We start from the raw sequence: 18802 nt of genomic DNA, 5'->3' as shown, positions 1-18802 counted from the left end.
GAACCATGCTGAAGTACACCGAGGAACACGAGTGGCTGGCCATCGAGGGGGACCGCGTGACGGTCGGCCTCACCCCCCACGCCACCGAGCAGCTGCAGGACATCGTCTACGTCGAACTTCCCGAGGTGGATGCCGAGGTGACCAAGGGGGAGGAGCTGGTGGTGCTGGATTCCACCAAGGCCACCTTCGGCATCAACGCCCCGGCCGACGGCGTGGTCACCGCCGTCAACCAGGCGGTGACCGATGATCCCGAGTCCGTGATCGCCGACCCGGAGAACGTCTGGTTCTTCACGATGACCGTCACCGATCCCTCGGTGCTGGAGGAGTACCTGGATGCTGCGGCCTACGAGGCGTTGATCGGCTGATGTCGGCCTGGAACCCCACCTCGTACGACCCCGACGACTTCGCCAACCGCCGTCACATCGGCCCGAGTCCGGCGGAGATGACGACGATGCTGGACGTGCTCGACGTGACCAGTCTGGACGAGCTGATCGACCAGTGCGTCCCCGCGCACCTCAGACAGCAGGATGACCTCGACTGGGACCCGCTGACCGAAGGCGCCGTCATCAAGGAGCTGCGCAGGATGGCAGCGGCGAACCAGGTCCGCACCTCGCTGATCGGGCAGGGGTACCACGGCACGGTCACTCCCCCGGCGATCCAACGCAACATCCTGGAGAACCCGGCGTGGTACACCGCCTACACCCCGTACCAGCCGGAGATCGCGCAGGGACGCCTCGAGGCGCTGCTCAACTTCCAGACCATGGTCAGTGACCTCACCGGTCTGGAGGTGGCCAACGCCTCCCTGCTGGACGAGGCGACGGCGGCCGCCGAGGCGATGAACATGGCCCACGCCGCAGGGAAGCGGAAACGCAACCGGTTCTTCGCCGCGGCTGACCTGCACCCCCAGGTGCTCAGTGTGCTGGCCACACGGGCCCGACCTCTCGGCATCGAGCTCGTGGTCGGCGACGTGACGGAGCTCGACCCCACCGGCCTGTTCGCCGCCCTGCTCCCCCACCCCGGCACCCACGGCCACCTGCGCGACCACACCGCACGGTGTCAGGCCCTGCACGAGGCCGGGGCCCTGGCCATCGTCGCCACGGATCTGTTGGCCCTCACCCTCATCAAGGAACCGGGAGCCATGGGGGCCGACATCGCCATCGGGTCGGCACAGCGGTTCGGGGTGCCGATGGGGTTCGGCGGCCCGCACGCCGCTTTCCTCGCCTGCCGGGACGCACTGAAGCGTTCCATGCCCGGCCGGATCGTCGGGGTCTCGAAGGACACGGCGGGAAACCGCGCCTACCGGTTGGCGCTGCAGACCCGGGAGCAGCACATCCGTCGGGAGAAGGCCACCTCCAACGTCTGCACCGCGCAGGCGCTGCTGGCCGTGATGGCCTCCTTCTACGCCGTCTTCCACGGCCCCGAGGGGTTGAAGGCCATCGGACAGCGCGTCCACCTCATGGCGGTGACCCTGGCCGAGGCGCTCAGGGCGGGTGGGGCGACGGTGGAGCCGGACCACTTCTTCGACACCGTCACGGTGACCGTCGGGGTCGGACAGGCGGGAATCCTCGCCGCCGCCGAGCAGCGGGGCATCAACCTGCGCAAGGTCGGCCGCGACAAGGTGGGCATCAGCGTCGACGAGACCACCACCCTGGAGATCCTCGGCCGGGTGTTGGATGCCTTCGGCATCGAGCCGGTCACCGAGTTGGCGACGACCCCCGCGATCCCGGAGGAGCTGCTGCGCACCTCCGACTACCTCACCCACCCGGTGTTCCACATGAACCGGGCCGAGTCCGAGATGATGCGCTACATGCGCCGCCTCTCCGACCGGGACCTGGCGCTGGACCGGGCGATGATCCCGCTGGGATCGTGCACCATGAAGCTCAACGCAGCGGTGGAGATGTTGCCCATCACGTGGCCGGAGTTCTCCGGCCTGCACCCGTTCGCCCCGGCCGAGCAGGCCGCGGGATACCAGCTGCTGGTGGCGGACCTGGAGGAGAAGCTGTGTCGGATCACCGGCTACGACGCCTTCTCGATGCAGCCGAACAGCGGGGCCCAGGGCGAGTACGCCGGATTGATGACGATCGCCGCGTATCACCGCAGCAACGGGGAGGATCGTGACATCTGCCTGATCCCCACCTCCGCGCACGGCACCAACCCGGCCTCCGCCGCGATGGCCGGGATGACGGTGGTGGCGGTGAAGGCGAGGGACAACGGCGACATCGACCTGGACGACTTCGCCGTCAAGGCCGCCGAGGCCGGGGACCGGCTCGCCGCGGTGATGATCACCTATCCCTCGACCCATGGGGTGTTCGAGGAGACGGTGGGACAGGTGTGCGAGATCACCCACCAGCACGGTGGGCAGGTCTACATCGACGGCGCGAACATGAACGCGCTGGTCGGGCTGGCCCGGCCGGGCGATCTGGGCGGTGATGTCAGCCACCTCAACCTGCACAAGACCTTCGCCATCCCCCACGGCGGAGGCGGGCCGGGCATGGGCCCGATCGGGGTCAAGGAGCACCTGCGGCCACACCTGCCGAGCGATCCCGGCACCGGTGAACCCGGCGCGGTCTCGGCGGCCCCGCTGGGCTCCGCCTCGATCCTGCTCATCTCCTGGGCCTACATCCGACTGATGGGTGGCTCTGGCCTCACCCAGGCCACGAAGGTGGCCATCCTCAGCGCCAACTACCTGGCGACGAGACTCGCACAGGCCTACCCCATCCTGTTCACCGGCCAGAATGGCCGCGTGGCCCACGAGTGCATCGTCGACACCCGAGGCTTCGCCAAGCACGGGGTGAGTGTCGACGACATCGCCAAACGGCTCATCGACCACGGCTTTCACGCCCCCACCATGAGCTTCCCCGTCGCAGGCACCCTCATGGTGGAGCCCACCGAGTCCGAGACCCTGGCCGAGCTGGATCGCTTCGTCACGGCGATGCTGGACATCGCCCGCGAGGCGAACGAGGTGGTCTCCGGGGCCGTCAGCGCCGAGGAGTCGCCGCTTCGCCGGGCACCGCACACGGTGGAGGACCTCGTCGCCGAGTGGGACCGACCGTATTCCCGCGAGCAGGGCTGCTTCCCGGCGGGTGCGTTCCGGGTGGACAAGTACTGGCCCCCCGTCGGCCGGGTCGACAACGCCTGGGGGGATCGCAACCTGATGTGCTCCTGCCCGCCCTGGGAGGGCACGACGACCTGACAGGACCAAGGGGTCCCGCACCATCTGGTGCGGGACCCCTTGAAGTCATGGTGGCGGCATCACCGGGAGTCAGTGGGCGAGGTACCGAAGAGGAGTTCCCAGAACGAGACACCCGGCCGGCCGCAGCCGCCTGCCCCACCGAGGTGACGGTGGCGATGACGAAGGCCCAGAGCCACACCTCCAGCATCGTCACCGCGAGTGGGAGTTGCTTGACCCAGCCCACCAGCATCGAGGAGAGGAAGGCCAGCGGCTGGTGGATGGCCATCGCGAAGAGCAGTCATCGCCCGAAGGTCTCAGGCCAGAGCATCCGGGTTTTCCTGGCACAGTTCATGAGCCATTCCTCCTGCACGCATCATTCCAGTTGATCGGGAACAGGACTGAGGAGCCCACGCTGCAGGCCGACGCCCGCGGCCCCAGCCGGCCAACAGGCCATACCGGTTCCCGAGGTCGCCTTGACCAGGAGAACGAGCGAGATGACGCGAGAACACACCTCAATTCTCCTTTCGCCGTGGGGATGAGAAAGCCATGGCCAGTCGAGTTTCCTGCTGTGCGTCATTGCAAAAATCTGGCCCGAAGTCACTGCGGCCCCACCCTTTCGGGTGGGGCCGCAGAGTTCCAGCAGATCAGTTGTTGCCGGTCAGCTTGTCACGCAGGGCCTGCAGCGCCTCATCGGAGGCCAGCGAACCCTCACCGGGTTCGGCTGCTGAGGCATAGCCGGTACCCGCCTCGGTCGCGGCCTGACGCTCGGCCTCGGCGGCCTCGGCCACCTGCCGCTTGTGGGCCTCCCAACGGGCCTGGGCCTCGGCGTACTGCTGCTCCCACGCGGCCTGCTGCTCCTCGTAGCCGGGCTTCCACTCGTTGGTCTCCGGGTCGAAGCCCTCGGGGTAGATGTAGTTGCCCTGCTCGTCATAGCTGTCGGCCATGCCGTAGAGCGAGGCGTCGAACTCGTCGGCCGCGACGTCCAAGCCCTCGTTCGCCTGCTTCAGCGACAGGGAGACCCGACGACGATCCAGGTCGATGTCGATGACCTTGACCATGACGTCATCGCCGACGGTGACCACCTGCTCGGGGATCTCGACGTGACGCTCGGCCAGCTCGGACACGTGGACCAGGCCCTCGATGCCGTCGCCCACCCGGACGAACGCACCGAACGGCACCAGCTTGGTGACCTTGCCGGGCACGATCTGACCGATCTGGTGCAGCCGGGCGAAGGTCTGCCACGGATCCTCCTGCGTGGCCTTCAGCGACAGGGACACTCGCTCGCGGTCCATGTCCACCTCGAGCACCTCGACGGTGACCGGGGTGCCGACCTCGACGACCTCGTTCGGGTGGTCGATGTGCTTCCAGGACAGCTCGGAGACGTGGACCAGACCGTCGACCCCGCCCAGATCCACGAACGCACCGAAGTTGACGATGGAGGACACGACGCCCTTGCGGATCTGGCCCTTCTGCAGCTGGTTGAGGAAGGTCTGACGCACCTCGGACTGGGTCTGCTCCAGCCAGGCACGACGGGACAGCACCACGTTGTTGCGGTTCTTGTCCAGCTCGATGATCTTCGCCTCGAGCTCCATGCCGACGTAGGGCTGGAGATCGCGGACGCGGCGCATCTCCACCAGCGAGGCGGGCAGGAAGCCACGCAGGCCGATGTCGACGATGAGGCCACCCTTGACGACCTCGATGACGGAGCCGGAGACCACCCCGTCCTCTTCCTTGATCTTCTCGATCGTGCCCCAGGCGCGCTCGTACTGGGCGCGCTTCTTGGACAGGATCAGGCGACCCTCCTTGTCCTCCTTCTGCTGAACCAGGGCCTCGATCTCATCGCCGACCTGGACCACCTCGAAGGGGTCGACGTCGTGCTTGATGGAGAGTTCCTTGGAGGGGATGACGCCTTCGGTCTTGTAACCGATGTCGAGCAGGACCTCGTCCCGGTCGACCTTGACGACGGTGCCGGAGACGATGTCGCCGTCGTTGAAGTACTTGATGGTGGCGTCAACGGCGGCCAGGAAGGCTTCCGGAGTGCCGAAATCGTCGACCACGACGGTCGATGCCTCAGTGGAGGAGGAGGACATGTAGTAGGGCTTTCGCAATGGACGTGTCGCACCCGGGCCCCGTCGAACTCCCCGCTGGGAATCGATCGGGGACCTCGGACACGCCGACCCCCCTCTGTCCGAGGGTAGGCAGGCCACAGTGCAGGCTCAGCCTATCCGCTCCGGCAAGGCGGGTCAAACGACCGTCAGGACACTCCAGCGGTTTGTCGTGCGGCCCCCAACTACTACCCTTGGTCCCGTGAATCTCGCCGAAGCCTTCAAGAACCGCAAGGTCCAGATCGGACTGGCCGCCGCTGCCCTGGCCATCGTCATGATCGTGGCCCTCCTGTTCATCTTCAAACCGACCTCGCAGTCGTCCACCCCTTCCACGAACGACACGACCGCGGTGGCCACCCCCGAGGAGAGCACCCCCGCCACCGAACCGGCGGCCGAAGACCCCACCCCGACCTCGGACGGTACGTGCATCCCACCGGAGGGCACCGGGTTCATCCCGGTCCGCTACGCCATCGAGTCCCTCGGCGTCGATGCCGATGTGCTCTCACTCAACGTCGACGACGCCGGCCTCATCGCGGCCCCGCCGAAGAACCAGCCGAAGACCGCCTCCTGGTGGAACGGTGGCCCCGCCCCGGCATCGGATGCCGGTCAGGTCGTGATGTCCATCCACACCTACCGCAACGGCGGTGCCGTCGGCAACCAGCTCTACGAGGGTGGTGAGCCCCAGCTCAAGCCCGGGGACACCATCAAGCTGTGGGACGCCGAGGGGCGCACCGCCTGCTACGAGTACGTCGACGCGGAGAAGATCATGGTCGAGGACTACAACCCGGACTCCGACCTCATGGTGCGTCTCGAGGGTGACCCGGCCCTGGCCATCATCATCTGCTGGGACCACAAGGAAGGAACCGACGACTGGGACTCCCGCGTCTTCTTCCGCTTCAAGCCGGTCACGGACGCCTCCTGATCCCCACCCACGGCCGCCCCTCAGTGGGCGGCCGTGAACCAGGAGTCACCCACCCCGACGGAGACCTCCAAGGGCACCGCCAACTCCATGGCGGTGCCCATTTCCGTCCGAACCAGTTCCTCCACCGCCTGCTGCTCCCCGGGAGCGATCTCCAGCACCAGCTCGTCATGGACCTGGAGCAGCATCCGGCTGCTGAGCCCCGCCCTGCCCAGGGCGCCCTCCACACCGAGCATCGCCAGCTTGATGATGTCGGCCGCCGACCCCTGGATCGGCGAGTTGAGCGCTGCCCGCTCCGCCATCTCGCGACGCTGCCGGTTCGTCGAGGCCAGATCCGGCAGGTGACGACGACGCCCCCGCAGGGTCTCGGTGTAGCCGACCCTGCGGGCCTCCTCGACCACCTCCGCCAGGTACCGCTGCACTCCCCCGACCCGGGAGAAGTAGTCATCCATGAGCGTCCTCGCCTCCGCCGTGGAGATCCCGAGCTGCGCGGCCAACCCGTAGGCGGACAGCCCGTAGGCCAGCCCGTAGTTCATCGCCTTGATCCGGGCCCGCATCTCACCCGTCACCTCCCCGGGATCGACCCCGAACACGGTGGCGGCCATCTCGGCGTGGAAGTCCCGTCCCGAGGCGAAGGCGGCGATGAGTCCCTCGTCGGCGCTGCAGTGCGCCATGAGCCGCATCTCGATCTGCGAGTAGTCCGCACTCATGAGGGACTCATACCCGGGACCGGCCACGAAGGCGGAGCGGATCCTGCGTCCCAGCTCCGTGCGGATCGGGATGTTCTGCAGGTTCGGGTCCAGTGATGACAGCCGACCGGTCGCGGCGATGGTCTGGGCGTAGGTGGTGTGGATGCGTCCGTCGTCACGGATCGCCGCCAGCAGGGTGTCGACGGTCTGCCGCAGCTTGATCCGGTCCCGGTGCGCCAGCAGGGCAGCCAGGAACGGATGCTCCGTCCTCGCGTACAGCGACTCCAACGCCTCGGCGTCCGTGGTCCAGCCGGTCTTGGTCCGCTTCGTCCGCGGCATGTCGAGCTCATCGAACAGCACGGTCTGCAACTGCTTGGGGGAACCGAGGTTCACCTCGTGCCCGATCGAGTCCCAGGCGGCCTGCTGTGCCGTCAGTGCGGCGGCGTCGAACTCCTGCCGGAGCTCGTCCAGCACGTCCCGGTCCACGGCGATGCCACTGCGTTCACACCGGGCGAGGGTCACCTGCAGCGGAAGCTCGATCCTCTGCATCAGCTCCCCGGCGGGCTGGGTGTCGAGCTCAGGACGCAGCACCTCGGCCAGCTCGAGGACGGCACGGGCACGCAGCATCGCGTCCCGCGCGGTGGTGGACTCATCGGCGTCGAACAGCGACTCCTGGGCACCACCGCCCTCGGCCGACAGCTCCCGGCCGAGGTGTCGCTGCACCAGATCGGTCAGCTCCTGCCCACGCACGTCCGGACGCAGCAGATAGGCAGCCAGGGCCACGTCGAGAACCACACCGGCCAGTTCCCAGCCCCGCTCCCAGACGGCGAGCAGCGGTCCCTTCCCGGCGTGGACCGTCTTGGGGATGTCCGCATCGGCCAGCCATGCCACCAGTGCGGACTCGTCCCCGGGTGACAACCGCGCGCAGTCGATCCACGCGCCGACCTCGTCCGGGGCAGCCACCCCGATGCCCTGCAGGTCCCCGGTCCCGGAACCCCAGGTGCCGACGAAGGCGAGCGCGGCCCCACCCGCGGCGTGGGCCTCGAGCCAGCCCTGCACCTCGTTCTCCCCCAGTTCCACACCGTCGACCCGGAAGGCCGGGGCCTGTCCTGCCGGGTCCTTCACCGCTTGGCCACCGTACAGTTGGGCCAGCCGGTCCCGCAGGGTACGGAACTCCAGGGCGGCGAACAACTGCGTGATGGCATCACGGTCCCAGTCGCGGCGTCCCATCCGCTCCACCGGCACCGGCAACCCCAGGTCCCGCACCAGGTGGTTGAGCCGACGGTTCCGGCGTACGTCGTCGAGGTGTGCCCGCAGCGACTCGCCGGCCTTCCCCGGCACCTGCTCCGCCCGGGCCAGGATGTTGTCCAGCCCGTCGAAGTTCGCGATCCACTTCGCCGCGGTCTTCGGTCCGACCCCGGGCACCCCCGGCAGGTTGTCGCTGGTCTCCCCCACCAGCGCCGCCAGCTCCGGGTATCGGTGGGGCGGCACACCGTACTTGTCCTGGATCGCCTCCGGGGTCATCCGCACCAGGTCGCTGACCCCCTTGCGCGGGTACAGCACCGTCACCGCGTCGGTGACCAGCTGCAGGGCGTCCCGGTCACCGGAGGAGATGAGCACCTCGAACCCCTTGGCACCGGCCTCGGTGGCCAGGGTCGCGATGATGTCGTCCGCCTCGTAGCCGGGCATCTCCAGGTGGGTGATCCGCAGCCCGTCGAGCACCTCCTTGATGAGTTCCACCTGGCCCCGGAACTCCACCGGGGAGGCACTCCGGGTGGCCTTGTAGTCCGGGTACGACTCGGTGCGGAAGGACTCCCGCCCGACGTCGAAGGCGACGGCGACGTGGGTGGGCTGCTCGGTGGTGAGCAGCCCGATGAGCATCGAGGTGAAACCGTGCACCGCATTGGTGTGCTGACCCGTCGAGGTCGTGAAGTTCTCGGCCGGCAGGGCGAAGAAGGCCCGGTAGGCCATGGAATGTCCGTCGATGAGCAGCAGTCGGTTCACGCCCCCCAATCTACTGTGCGAGACTGACATCCATGACAGACCTGCCGCCCGATGCCGAGTTCCATCGTCGTCTCGGGATCGAGATCCTCGAGGCCGACGCCGAGCGTGTCGTCGGCCGGATGCCGGTGGTCGGCAACCGACAACCCGCTGGTCTCCTCCATGGCGGGGCGACGGCCGCCCTGGTCGAGGGTCTGGGGTCGGTGGCGGCGTGGCTCGCCGGGCAGCCGGACCGCCTGCCCGTGGGGGTGGATCTCAACGTGACCCACCTGCGTCCCGCCCGCGGCGGCGTGGTCACCGGGGTTGCCACCGCGGTCCGCATCGGGTCCGGGACCGCCGTCTACACCGTCGAGGTCACCGATGAGCAGGGCCGTCCCACGGCCGTGGGACGGCTGACCTGCCAGTTGCTCCCCCGGTGAGGGTCAGCCCTTCTTCTTGTGTGAGATGACACCCTCGGCCACCTCACGCATCGACTTGCGCAGATCCATGGCGGTCTTCTGGATCCAACGGAATGCCTCCGGCTCCGACAGCCCGAGCCCCTCCTGCAGCATGCCCTTGGCCTGATCGATGATCTTGCGCGACTCGAAGCGATCCTCCAGGTTGGCGAGCTCCTCCTCGATGGCCTTGATCTCGGCGAACCGGCCCATCGCGATCTCGATGGCCGGCACGACATCAGTGGCGTCGAACGGTTTGACCACGTAGGCCATCGCGCCGGCGTCGCGGGCCCGCTCCACCAGATCACGCTGGCTGAACGCCGTCAGCATGACGATGGGGGCGATCCGTTCCTCCGCGATGGCCTCCGCAGCGGTGATGCCATCGAGCTTCGGCATCTTGACGTCCATGATGATGAGATCGGGTTCGAGCTCACGGGCCAGCTTCACGGCCTCCTCGCCATCAGCCGCCTGTCCGATCACTTCGAATCCCTCGTCCGTGAGGAGCTCGACCAGGTCGAGACGAATCAGCGCCTCGTCCTCCGCGACGAGCACCTTGGTTGGCCGGGTCTGGCCCATGTCCAAGCTCCAATCTCCTTTGAGTGGACCCTCAGGTCACTTGATAGGGAATCTCGTGGAGCATCCTAGCGCGCCTGACCACGCCATACACCACCGCAGCACCGAAATGTCTACTTTCGGCCAATCGGACAAGGTGCCCTGAGGGACATCCGTGTGGCACAATGGTCGGCGTTGCCCGGCTGGCGGAATGGTAGACGCGGTTGACTCAAACTCAACTGACCGCAGGGTCGTAGGGGTTCAAGTCCCCTGCCGGGTACCGGGTTGAACACGCGGTCACCGGAGGTGGCACGATGTGACCATGAGATTTCTCTCCATCCAGTCATCGGTGAGTTTCGGCCACGTCGGCAACTCCGCAGCAGTGTTCCCTCTCCAACGGCTCGGTGTCGAGGTGATGCCCGTCCACACGGTCTGCTTCTCCAACCACACCGGGTACGGTGCGTGGCGCGGCCCGATGCTCAAGGGGGACGACATCCGTGAGATCGTCACCGGGATCGAGGAACGTGGTGCTCTGACCGACGTCGACGCGGTGCTGTCGGGCTACCAGGGCGGCAACGACATCGGCGATGCGATCCTCGAGGCCGTCGAGAAGGTCAAGCAGCACAGCCCTGACGCGGTCTATGCCTGTGACCCGGTGCTGGGCAACGCGAGATCGGGGTGCCATGTCGCCCCGGAGGTCCAGGACCTGATCCGTGACCGTGTGGTACCCCGCGCCGACCTCATCACGCCGAACCAGTTCGAGCTGGGTTTCGTCACCGGCACCACCCCCCTCGACCTGGACTCCACACTCGCCGCCGTCGACACGGCCTTCGGGATCGGTCCGAGCACGGTGCTGGTGACCTCCGTCGAGCTTCCCGACCTCGGCGAGGAGAAGCTCTCGATGATCGCTGCCGACCGGGACGAGGCCTGGCTCATCACCACGCCGCGGTTGCCGATGAAGCGCAACGGCTCCGGCGACGTCACGGCGGCCCTGTTCACCGCACACTGGCTGCGCACCGGTTCCTTGGCGGAGGCACTGGAACGCACGACCTCGAGCGTCTTCACGATGCTCGAGCGGACCCTGAGGGCCGACACCCGGGAACTGCAGCTCATCGCCTCCCAGGACGCCTTCGCCGAACCCGCCATGGAGTTCAGGGCGACGCGGATCCGCTGAGCGGTTTCCCCGAACCCCAGAACGGGCCCGTCGCGACGGGGAGCACCCCGACCAGGCAACACAAGACGCCGATGGCCATGGTCGGGGCGATCCCCACCCAGCCCGCCAGCCCGCCACCGACGAGGGCGGCCAGTGGGACGATCCCCCACACGACGAAACGCACACTCGCATTGGTGCGCCCCAACAGATCGGTGGGGGTGATGCGTTGGCGGTAGCTCACCTGGGCGATGTTGTACTGCAGCATGAAGACGCTGCCGAGAAAACTCTGGACCGCCAGCAGTACCAGGGCGCCCCGCCCACCCGTCACCGCGGCCAAGGGCTGCAACGTGAGCAGGAGTGCCGCACCGCTCACACCCACCACGATCATGCGTCCCTCACCGAGACGCAGCGAGAGCTGCCTGCTCGTCACCGCCCCGACGAGCCCACCGAGACCGCCCAGTCCGAACAACAGCCCCATCATCTGTGGCCCGGCTCCGAGGTTCCGGAGGATGAGCACCGCCACCAGTGTGCCCACCATGGTCTGACCGAAGTTGAACAGGCAGGAGGTCGCCACGATCCGCCGCAGCCGTTCATCCCCGAAGACCCAGACCAGACCCTCCCGGATGGCTGCCCGGACCGAGGGGCGTTCGCGTCGTGGCCTGGGGCGCTCATCGTCCCGGGTCCGGGACAACGCGACCAGCGACCCGAGGATGCCTCCGATGGTCGCGAGCAACGCCACGGGAGCAGCCAGGAGGGCGACGAGCCACCCCGCGACGGCCGGCCCTGCGATGCGCGACAGCTGCTGGCTCGTCTCGAGTTTCGCATTCGCCTCGGGGATCCGTGCAGGTCCGACGAGTCCGGGCACGTAGCTCTGGTACGACACGTCGAAGAACACCGAGCCGACACCCAGCAGGAACGAGATGACGTAGAGGTGCAACAACTCGAGCCGTCCCAGGAAGAACAGCACGGGGACCAGCCCCAGCAGCAGCGCACCCACACCGTCGGCGACGATCATGACCCGACGTTTCCGCATCCCGTCGATCCACGCCCCCGCCGGAAGCCCGATGAGCAGGAATGCCAGCACGGATGCCGCCCTGAGCTGTCCCACCTGGGCCTCGTTGGCCCCCAGCGTGAGGATCGCCAGGGTTGACATCGCCACGGGCGTGACCTGGGAGGCGAACTGGTTCAGCGCCTGACCGCTCCAGAACGTCAGGAAGTTGCGGTCCTGCCACAGGCTCCGTGGCACGACCGACGGGGGAGGGCCCGCAGGCCCTCCCCCGTCACCACGGTCGGGATCAGAGATCGATCTCGCCCTTGACCTTGACCTTGTGGACACGCAGGTTGTTGGTCTTGCCCGGCACACCCATCGGCGAACCGGAGAGGATCACGATGCGCTCCCCCACCTCGATCATCCCCCGATCACGCAGGTAGGAGTCGACGGTCTCGACCATCTGCTCCTGCTCGGTGAAGTTCGGGGTGATGTGGGCCTCCACACCCCAGGTGAGGGTCATGTTCTGCTGGGTGGACTTCTCCGGGGAGAACACCAGCAGCGGGATCGAGGGGCGCAGTCGGGACAGTCGACGAGCCGTGTCACCGGACTTGGTGAACGCCACCAGGTAGCGGGCACCGACCCGCTGGGCCACCTCGACGGCGGCCTTGGCAAGGACGCCACCGGTGGTGTGCGGGTCCCACTCGATGGTGTTGATCTCCGCATGTCCCTCGCGCTCGGTGTTCTCCACGATCCGGGCCATGGTCTGCACCGTGATGACCGGGTAGTCACCGACGGAGGTCTCACCCGACAGCATGACGGCGTCGGCACCGTCGAGGACGGCGTTGGCGACGTCGGAGGCCTCCGCGCGGGTGGGGCGCGGCGAGGAGATCATCGACTCCAGCATCTGGGTGGCGACGATGACCGGTTTGGCCCACTTGCGAGCAGCACGGATGATCTTCTTCTGGACCAGCGGCACCTCCTCCAGCGGAAGTTCCACGCCGAGATCACCACGTGCCACCATGAAGGCGTCGAAGGCGTCGATGATGTCCTGCAGGTTGGAGATGGCCTGTGGCTTCTCCAGCTTCGCGATGACGGGCAGCCGCTTGCCGACCTCGTCCATGATCTCGTGGACACGCTTGATGTCGTCGCCGGAGCGGACGAAGGACAGGGCGATCAGGTCGATGTCCTTGGTCAGGGCCCAGCGCAGGTCCCGCTCGTCCTTCTCGCTCATCGCGGGCACGGAGACCGCGACACCGGGCAGGTTGATGCCCTTGTTGTTGGAGACGGTGCCCGCGACGGTGACCTCACACACCACGTCGGTGTCGCTGACCTGGATGGCCCGGAGGCCGACCTTGCCGTCGTCGATGAGGATGTGGTCCCCGGGCTTGACGTCCCCCGGGAGTCCCTTGAACGTGGTGGAGCAGCGCTCCTTGTCACCGAGGATGTCCTCGATGGTGATGGTGAACCTGTCACCGCGCTCCAGGAAGTACTTCTGATCACCGGCGAACTTGCCGAGCCGGATCTTGGGCCCCTGCAGATCAGCGAGGACACCGACGGTACGACCGGTGAGCATGGCAGCTTCGCGGACGGCATTGAGGCGGCCCTCGTGCTCGTCGTAGTCGCCGTGGCTCATGTTGAGGCGGGCGACGTTCATTCCCGCGTTGATCAACTCAACGAGGCGGTCCGTCGTGTTCGCGGACGGCCCCAGGGTACATACGATCTTAGCTTTGCGCACGAGGACAGCCTATCGCGAAAAGCTACCCCTCCCGTACGACGCGCAACGCTTCCGCAAGGTCTGGCGGCAAGGGCGATCCGAAGCTCACCCACTCCCGTGAGACCGGGTGCTGGAACCCCAGTTCCGTGGCGTGGAGCCACTGCCGGTCGAGCCCGAGTCGTCGTGCCAGTTCCGGATCTCCGCCGTACAGTGGGTCGCCACAGCAGGGATGACCGATGGCTGCCATGTGGACCCGGATCTGGTGGGTCCGTCCCGTCTCGAGGGAGACCTCGAGCAGGGTTGCGGCACGATGTGCCTCGAGGGCCTCGTAGTGGGTGACGCTCTCGCGTCCCCCCTGCACGATGGCCATCTTCCACTCGTGCCCCGGATGTCTTCCGATCGGGGCGTCGATGGTGCCCACGAACGGGTCGGGGTGCCCCTGCACCAGTGCCTGGTAGGTCTTGTCCACCGTCTTGTCCCGGAACGCCTGCTTGAGCACGGAGTAGGCCTGCTCCGAACGGGCCAGCACCATCAGACCCGAGGTGCCGACGTCGAGCCTGGAGACCACCCCCTGTCGCTCCGGGGCCCCGGAGGTGGCGATGGTGATCCCCGCGGCCGCGAGGTGCTCCGTCACCGAGGGCCCGTCCCAGCCGAGACTCGGGTGGGCGGCGACCCCCGCCGGCTTGTCCACCACCACGATGTCGTTGTCCTGGTGCACGACGGCCAGCCCGTCGGCGAGTCGGGGCTGCACCACCACGTGGTCGGGCCGGGGAGCCGTGACCAGCTCCAGCATCGCCTGGGCGGTCACACTCCGGGAGGCCCTGGTCACCGGCACCCCGTCCAGCAGCACTCCCCCCTCCGAGATCAGCTCGGCGATGCGGGAGCGGCTGTGCCCGGTGATCCTCGCCGCCACGACGTCGACGCGTTCCCCCGCGAGTGCCTCGGGCACCAGGAAGACGCTCATGACAACTCCTCGACCCGCTCACCCTGGTCCTGGGGCCGCGGGCTCCGGAGTGAGCTGAGGATGATGAGTCCTGCGGCGAACGTGATGCAGATGTCCGCCACGTTGAAGATCGCGAAGTTCGGCAGCTGGATGAAGTCCACGACATGACCGCGCAACACGCCCGGTGGTCGGAGCAGCCGGTCGTGGAGGTTCCCCGAGATGCCCGCCATGAGCAGTCCCAGCACCACGGCCTGGAACCCGGTGCGGATCCTCGGCAACCCGACGAACAGGCAGGCCGCGAGGGCCACGACGGCGAAGATGCTCAGGGCGACGGTGAACGACGTCCCGAGCCCGAATGCCGCCCCGGGATTGAACACGAGGGTGAACCGCAGCAGGACCCCCAGGACCTCGTGGGGAACGGCAGGGGTCAACGCGGCCAGCACGACCTCCTTGGTGGCCTGGTCGATCCCGAGTCCGAGCAGCCCCACACCGGCGGCCAGCAGGATCAACCCACGACGACTCAGCGTCGTTCCTCGCGCTGCTTGCAGGCCACGCAGAGGGTGGCCCTGGGGAACGCCTGGAGACGTCCCTTGCCGATGGGCTCCCCGCAGACCTCACAGAGACCGTAGTTGCCCTCGTCGAACAGGTGGAGCGCCAGGCGTGCCTGATCCGCCATCTCCCGGGCGTTCTGGGCGAGGGACAGTTCCTGGTCACGTTCGAAGTTGGAGGAGCCGACATCCGCCGGGTCCCGCCCCGCCCCGTCGTTGCCCTGCAGCAGCAGGTCACTCAACTCCTGATCCGAGGCAGCCACCTTCTTCTCGAGACGTTCCAGCTCCTCGGCCAGGGCCTCTCGCTGTTCCTGGATCTCCTCATCGGTCCAGGGGTCCTCGCCATCCCTGACGGGCAGCGACTTCGGAGCCCTCGGCTCCTCGGTTGTCGTGGTTGCCATGTTCATCCTTGAAGTGCGGAAGGAAAGACTGTCCGGTGGAGACTACACCTCCACCGGACAGTGAGCCAGCTGCGGTTCAGGCGCGCAGATCCTGGTTTGCGAGTGCGTCGAGACGCGGGGTCCGGGAACGCTCGGCGAGTTCCGGAACGTCCAGCGGCTCCGGCAGGTCACGGTCGAGCCCTTCCAGATGGCGGCCAACATAGGTGCGCAGGTTGTCGCGGTAGGTGGCCTCGAAGCCACGCAACGCGGCGACCTTCTGGGTGAGGATCGCCTGCTCCCGCTCCAGGTCGGCGAACAGCTCGGCGCGACGGCGATCGGCCTCCCCGTTGACCCGCTCCGCACGGTCGCGGGCGTCACGGGTCATCTGCTCGGCGTTGACGCGGGCCTCGGACTCCACCCGTTCCGCCTTGGTCCGGGCGTCGATGGTGATCTCGGAGGCCTGGCGCTTGGCCTCGTCCAGCTTGCGCTGTGCCTCGGTGTTGGCCTCCTCGACCAGCTTCTCGGCCTGCTCGGTGGCCAGGGAGACCAGCCGGACCACGGCCGGGGTGGCCTCCTCGCGGGTCGCGACGGTGAGGGTCTCGGCCTTGCCGGAGATCTGGCTCACCTGGGCCGTGCGCGCCTCGTCGAGCTCACGGCGCAGCCGGTCGTTCTCCGAACGCAGTCGCTGGTTGTCCTGCGACAGCTGCTGCACCCGACCGTCATCGGTGGGGGCGAGCGGCGCCATCACCTGCGTCTGCGTGTGACTGCTGGCCTCGGCGCGCAGCCGCTCCACCTCGGCGCGCAACGATTCGATCTCCTGGTCCTTGACGGCGATCGTACGGTCGTCGAAACCGGGGGCAACACTGGCGTTGCGGGCGGCCTCGGCCTCGCGCCGCAGGACATCACGCTCGTTCTCGAACTGGGCGAAGGACTCCTCCACCTTGTCGATGAAAGTATCGACATCCCCCACTTCGTAACCGGTGGCCCCACGCCGTGCCATCCGGAACCGGACTCGGCGAACCTCTTCCAGGGTCAGGCTCATTCTCATCTCCCAGTCGTAGATACCTTCGGGCCCAATGCTGAGAAACATTGGGGTCAACGTTCAGGTTACTCTAATGTTCCCGAACGTCCAACGGAACCTCAAGGTGAACTCAAGGGATGGTGACCCAGTTCTACAGGGGCAGCAGGATGACGACCCAGATCAGCAGCTGGACCAGCAGGAACAGCAGCAGCACCGACAGGTCGAGGCCGACGTGCCCGATGCGCACCGGCTTGATGTGACGCTGGAGCAGTTTCACCGGCGGGTCGGTGAGGAAGTAGATGCCCTCGACCAGGACCAGCACCGGCCCCCTCGGGGTCCACTGTGGGGCCAGGAGGGGCACCCACGACAGGATCACCCGGCCGAGCAGCACCAGCAGGTAGATCCTGAGAATCCAGACCAGGATGAGCGTGATCAACGGTCAGCTCTGGTTGAAGAAGCCGCCGGTGGCGAGACGTTCCTTGTCCTCCGGCCCCACCACCAAGTTGTGGGGGCACAGCAGGAAGACCTGGCTGGAGACGCGCTCGATGTTGCCGCGCAGACCGAAGATGAGACCCGCGGCGAAGTCGACGAGACGCTTGTCCTCCCCCGGCTCCATGTCGGAGAGGTTCATGATGACCGGAATGCCGTCGCGGAAGTTCTCACCGATGGCGCGGGCCTCGTTGTAGCTGCGCGGACGGACGCTGACGATTCGGCTGATGTCTGCCACCTGGGGGGTGCTGGGGGTCTCGGTGACCACGGGTTGTGACTGGGTCTGAGGCTGTGCCTGGGGACGGCGTTGCACGGAGCGCGAGACCGGCTTGGCCTCGGAGGGCTCGTACTCCTCGTACTCCTCGGCCACGTACTCCTCGGAGAACTCGTCCCTGACGTCGTTGTAACGACCGTCCTCGACGAGGCCCATCCACTCGGCAATCTTGCGAACGCCCACGTGTCTCCCTCCCTTTCGTCTCGGAAGAAGACTACCCGGTGCCGAAGGGGCGGCACCGTTTTGACGGAGCCGACACGCCGTCACTTCATGAAGTCGGGAACATCCAGCTCGTCGTCATCGATCCTGGGTGCAGGGCGCGGCTGCGGCTCGGGACGCGCGGACGGCATCGGCGCGGCCTGGGGTGCGCGGGGCGCCACCGGTGCCGGGGCGACGGGAGGTGCCGCCGGGGTGCGCTGCTGCCCGCGGGTGTGCTCCACCCGGGGCAGGCGGGTGTGGTGCGGGGTGCCACCGTCGAACCCGGCCGCGATGACCGTGACCCGCACCTCGTCACCCAGGGCATCGTCGATGACGGTGCCGAAGATGATGTTGGCCTCGTCGTGGGCGGCCTCCTCGATGAGCTGCGCGGCGGCCGAGACCTCGAACAGCCCGAGGTCGGACCCACCGGCGATGGACAGCAGCACGCCGTGGGCACCATCGATGCTGGCCTCCAGCAACGGGGAGCTGATGGCCATCTCCGCAGCGGCCCTCGCCCGGTCCTCGCCACGGGCGGAACCGATGCCCATCAGGGCGGAGCCTGCCTGGCTCATGATCGACTTGACATCGGCGAAGTCGAGGTTGATCAGACCCGGCGTGGTGATGAGGTCGGTGATGCCCGAGACACCCTGCATCAACACCTGGTCGGCCTGCTTGAAGGCGTCGACGATGGCGATCTGGTGGTCGGTCATCTGGAGCAGCTTGTCGTTGGGGATGACGATGAGGGTGTCGACCTCCTCGCGCAGCTGCTCGATGCCGGAGTCGGCCTGGGTGGCACGTCGACGTCCCTCGAAGGAGAAGGGACGGGTCACCACACCGATGGTCAGGGCTCCAAGCGAACGGGCGATCTTCGCCACGATGGGCGCCGCCCCGGTTCCGGTGCCACCCCCCTCACCCGCGGTGACGAAGATCATGTCGGCCCCCTTGAGGGCGTCCTCGATCTCCTCGGCGTGCTCCTCCGCGGCCTGACGTCCCTTCGCGGGGTCGGCCCCGGCACCCAGTCCACGGGTCGACTCGCGACCGATGTCCAGCTTGACATCGGCATCCGACATCAGCAGTGCCTGCGCATCGGTGTTGACCGCGATGAACTCGACCCCTCGCAGCCCCGCCTCGATCATCCGGTTGACGGCGTTGACCCCGCCGCCGCCGACACCGACGACCTTGATAACTGCCAGGTAGTTCTGAGATGCGCTTGCCATGA

Annotated in this window: 18 protein-coding genes and 1 tRNA gene; 7 read left to right on the top strand and 12 right to left on the bottom strand. The window is 67.4% G+C overall.

Features of this window, described 5'->3' with window-relative positions; all coding sequences use genetic code 11:
- Positions 1-5 precede the first annotated feature (5 nt).
- Genes EII34_RS08535 through EII34_RS08525 form a run of 3 tightly spaced genes read left to right on the top strand, consistent with a single transcriptional unit; the run spans position 6 to position 3558 of the window.
- A complete protein-coding gene (locus EII34_RS08535) occupies positions 6-365 on the top strand; it encodes a glycine cleavage system protein H (protein ID WP_124844740.1) in 360 nt (119 codons plus the stop codon).
- Positions 365-3193: an aminomethyl-transferring glycine dehydrogenase gene (gene gcvP / locus EII34_RS08530; protein WP_124844739.1), complete on the top strand. Its 2829-nt coding sequence runs from the start codon at positions 365-367 to the stop codon at positions 3191-3193. Before EII34_RS08535 ends, gcvP begins: the two co-directional genes overlap by 1 nt.
- A 47-nt stretch (positions 3194-3240) precedes the next feature.
- The gene (locus EII34_RS08525; protein ID WP_124844738.1) at positions 3241-3558 is read left to right on the top strand and encodes a hypothetical protein; all 318 of its coding nucleotides are present in this window, start codon (positions 3241-3243) and stop codon (positions 3556-3558) included.
- A 258-nt stretch (positions 3559-3816) separates the two neighbouring features.
- Here EII34_RS08525 and rpsA read toward each other — a convergent pair whose 3' ends face one another.
- A complete protein-coding gene (rpsA, locus tag EII34_RS08520; protein ID WP_124844737.1) occupies positions 3817-5262 on the bottom strand; it encodes a 30S ribosomal protein S1 in 1446 nt (481 codons plus the stop codon).
- Positions 5263-5479: 217 nt separating this feature from the next.
- On the opposite strand from rpsA, the gene EII34_RS08515 reads away from it, so the two are divergent.
- The gene (locus EII34_RS08515; RefSeq protein WP_124844736.1) at positions 5480-6199 is read left to right on the top strand and encodes a class F sortase; all 720 of its coding nucleotides are present in this window, start codon (positions 5480-5482) and stop codon (positions 6197-6199) included.
- A 20-nt stretch (positions 6200-6219) separates the two neighbouring features.
- Here the strand turns inward: EII34_RS08515 and polA are convergent, their stop codons facing one another.
- Positions 6220-8919 (bottom strand): DNA polymerase I, encoded by a 2700-nt coding sequence (gene polA / locus EII34_RS08510; protein WP_185711248.1) that lies wholly within the window; start codon positions 8917-8919, stop codon positions 6220-6222.
- A 2-nt stretch (positions 8920-8921) separates the two neighbouring features.
- Here polA and EII34_RS08505 point away from each other — a divergent pair, with 2 nt between their 5' ends.
- On the top strand, positions 8922-9305 hold the full coding sequence (locus EII34_RS08505) for a PaaI family thioesterase (protein WP_124844734.1): 384 nt from the start codon (positions 8922-8924) through the stop codon (positions 9303-9305).
- Positions 9306-9308: 3 nt separating this feature from the next.
- On the opposite strand, the gene EII34_RS08500 is transcribed toward EII34_RS08505, so the two are convergent.
- Positions 9309-9896 carry an ANTAR domain-containing response regulator gene (locus EII34_RS08500; protein ID WP_124844733.1) on the bottom strand — a complete coding sequence of 196 codons (588 nt, stop codon included), beginning with the start codon at positions 9894-9896 and terminating at the stop codon, positions 9309-9311.
- Between the two features lie 173 nt (positions 9897-10069).
- Between EII34_RS08500 and EII34_RS08495 the strand changes: the two genes are divergently transcribed.
- A tRNA-Leu gene (locus EII34_RS08495) sits at positions 10070-10152 on the top strand.
- Between the two features lie 42 nt (positions 10153-10194).
- The gene (gene pdxY / locus EII34_RS08490; protein ID WP_124844732.1) at positions 10195-11046 is read left to right on the top strand and encodes a pyridoxal kinase PdxY; all 852 of its coding nucleotides are present in this window, start codon (positions 10195-10197) and stop codon (positions 11044-11046) included.
- On the opposite strand, the gene EII34_RS08485 is transcribed toward pdxY, so the two are convergent.
- The 9 genes from EII34_RS08485 to ftsZ all read right to left on the bottom strand — a co-directional run bounded on the left by EII34_RS08485 (position 11024) and on the right by ftsZ (position 18800).
- Positions 11024-12271, bottom strand: a complete 1248-nt coding sequence (locus EII34_RS08485; protein ID WP_185711247.1) for an MFS transporter — start codon at positions 12269-12271, stop codon at positions 11024-11026. The genes pdxY and EII34_RS08485 overlap by 23 nt on opposite strands.
- Before the next feature lie 49 nt (positions 12272-12320).
- Positions 12321-13751 carry a pyruvate kinase gene (gene pyk, locus EII34_RS08480; protein WP_124844730.1) on the bottom strand — a complete coding sequence of 477 codons (1431 nt, stop codon included), beginning with the start codon at positions 13749-13751 and terminating at the stop codon, positions 12321-12323.
- 22 nt (positions 13752-13773) lie between these two features.
- Positions 13774-14694: an RluA family pseudouridine synthase gene (locus EII34_RS08475; protein ID WP_124844729.1), complete on the bottom strand. Its 921-nt coding sequence runs from the start codon at positions 14692-14694 to the stop codon at positions 13774-13776.
- Complete coding sequence (locus EII34_RS08470) at positions 14691-15182, bottom strand: signal peptidase II (protein ID WP_185711246.1); 492 nt, start codon at positions 15180-15182, stop codon at positions 14691-14693. The genes EII34_RS08475 and EII34_RS08470 overlap by 4 nt, the downstream gene beginning before the upstream one ends.
- 11 nt (positions 15183-15193) lie before the next feature.
- A complete protein-coding gene (locus tag EII34_RS08465) occupies positions 15194-15622 on the bottom strand; it encodes a TraR/DksA family transcriptional regulator (protein WP_124844727.1) in 429 nt (142 codons plus the stop codon).
- 76 nt (positions 15623-15698) lie between these two features.
- On the bottom strand, positions 15699-16643 hold the full coding sequence (locus tag EII34_RS08460) for a DivIVA domain-containing protein (RefSeq protein WP_185711245.1): 945 nt from the start codon (positions 16641-16643) through the stop codon (positions 15699-15701).
- 130 nt (positions 16644-16773) lie between these two features.
- A complete protein-coding gene (locus EII34_RS08455) occupies positions 16774-17058 on the bottom strand; it encodes a YggT family protein (protein ID WP_124844725.1) in 285 nt (94 codons plus the stop codon).
- Between the two features lie 3 nt (positions 17059-17061).
- Entirely contained in the window at positions 17062-17541 is a 480-nt protein-coding gene (locus EII34_RS08450) for a cell division protein SepF (protein ID WP_124844797.1), read from the bottom strand.
- Positions 17542-17648: 107 nt separating this feature from the next.
- A complete protein-coding gene (ftsZ, locus tag EII34_RS08445) occupies positions 17649-18800 on the bottom strand; it encodes a cell division protein FtsZ (RefSeq protein WP_124844724.1) in 1152 nt (383 codons plus the stop codon).
- Between the last annotated feature and the right edge of the window lie 2 nt (positions 18801-18802).

It is taken from the genome of Arachnia propionica, from assembly GCF_003859805.1.
Lineage (GTDB): Bacteria > Actinomycetota > Actinomycetes > Propionibacteriales > Propionibacteriaceae > Arachnia > Arachnia propionica_C.
The sequence above is the reverse complement of the archived record's forward strand: the minus strand, read 5'-3'. Positions and strand labels throughout refer to the sequence as shown.

Coding starts and splice junctions, on each gene's coding strand:
- EII34_RS08535 (WP_124844740.1), top strand. CDS start 6: ATGCTGAAGTACACCGAGGAACACGAGTGGCTGGCCATCGAGGGGGAC.
- gcvP (WP_124844739.1), top strand. CDS start 365: ATGTCGGCCTGGAACCCCACCTCGTACGACCCCGACGACTTCGCCAAC.
- EII34_RS08525 (WP_124844738.1), top strand. CDS start 3,241: ATGGTGGCGGCATCACCGGGAGTCAGTGGGCGAGGTACCGAAGAGGAG.
- rpsA (WP_124844737.1), bottom strand. CDS start 5,262: ATGTCCTCCTCCTCCACTGAGGCATCGACCGTCGTGGTCGACGATTTC.
- polA (WP_185711248.1), bottom strand. CDS start 8,919: ATGTCAGTCTCGCACAGTAGATTGGGGGGCGTGAACCGACTGCTGCTC.
- EII34_RS08505 (WP_124844734.1), top strand. CDS start 8,922: ATGACAGACCTGCCGCCCGATGCCGAGTTCCATCGTCGTCTCGGGATC.
- EII34_RS08500 (WP_124844733.1), bottom strand. CDS start 9,896: ATGGGCCAGACCCGGCCAACCAAGGTGCTCGTCGCGGAGGACGAGGCG.
- pdxY (WP_124844732.1), top strand. CDS start 10,195: ATGAGATTTCTCTCCATCCAGTCATCGGTGAGTTTCGGCCACGTCGGC.
- EII34_RS08475 (WP_124844729.1), bottom strand. CDS start 14,694: ATGAGCGTCTTCCTGGTGCCCGAGGCACTCGCGGGGGAACGCGTCGAC.
- EII34_RS08465 (WP_124844727.1), bottom strand. CDS start 15,622: ATGGCAACCACGACAACCGAGGAGCCGAGGGCTCCGAAGTCGCTGCCC.
- EII34_RS08460 (WP_185711245.1), bottom strand. CDS start 16,643: ATGAGCCTGACCCTGGAAGAGGTTCGCCGAGTCCGGTTCCGGATGGCA.
- EII34_RS08450 (WP_124844797.1), bottom strand. CDS start 17,541: ATGGGCCTCGTCGAGGACGGTCGTTACAACGACGTCAGGGACGAGTTC.
- ftsZ (WP_124844724.1), bottom strand. CDS start 18,800: ATGGCAAGCGCATCTCAGAACTACCTGGCAGTTATCAAGGTCGTCGGT.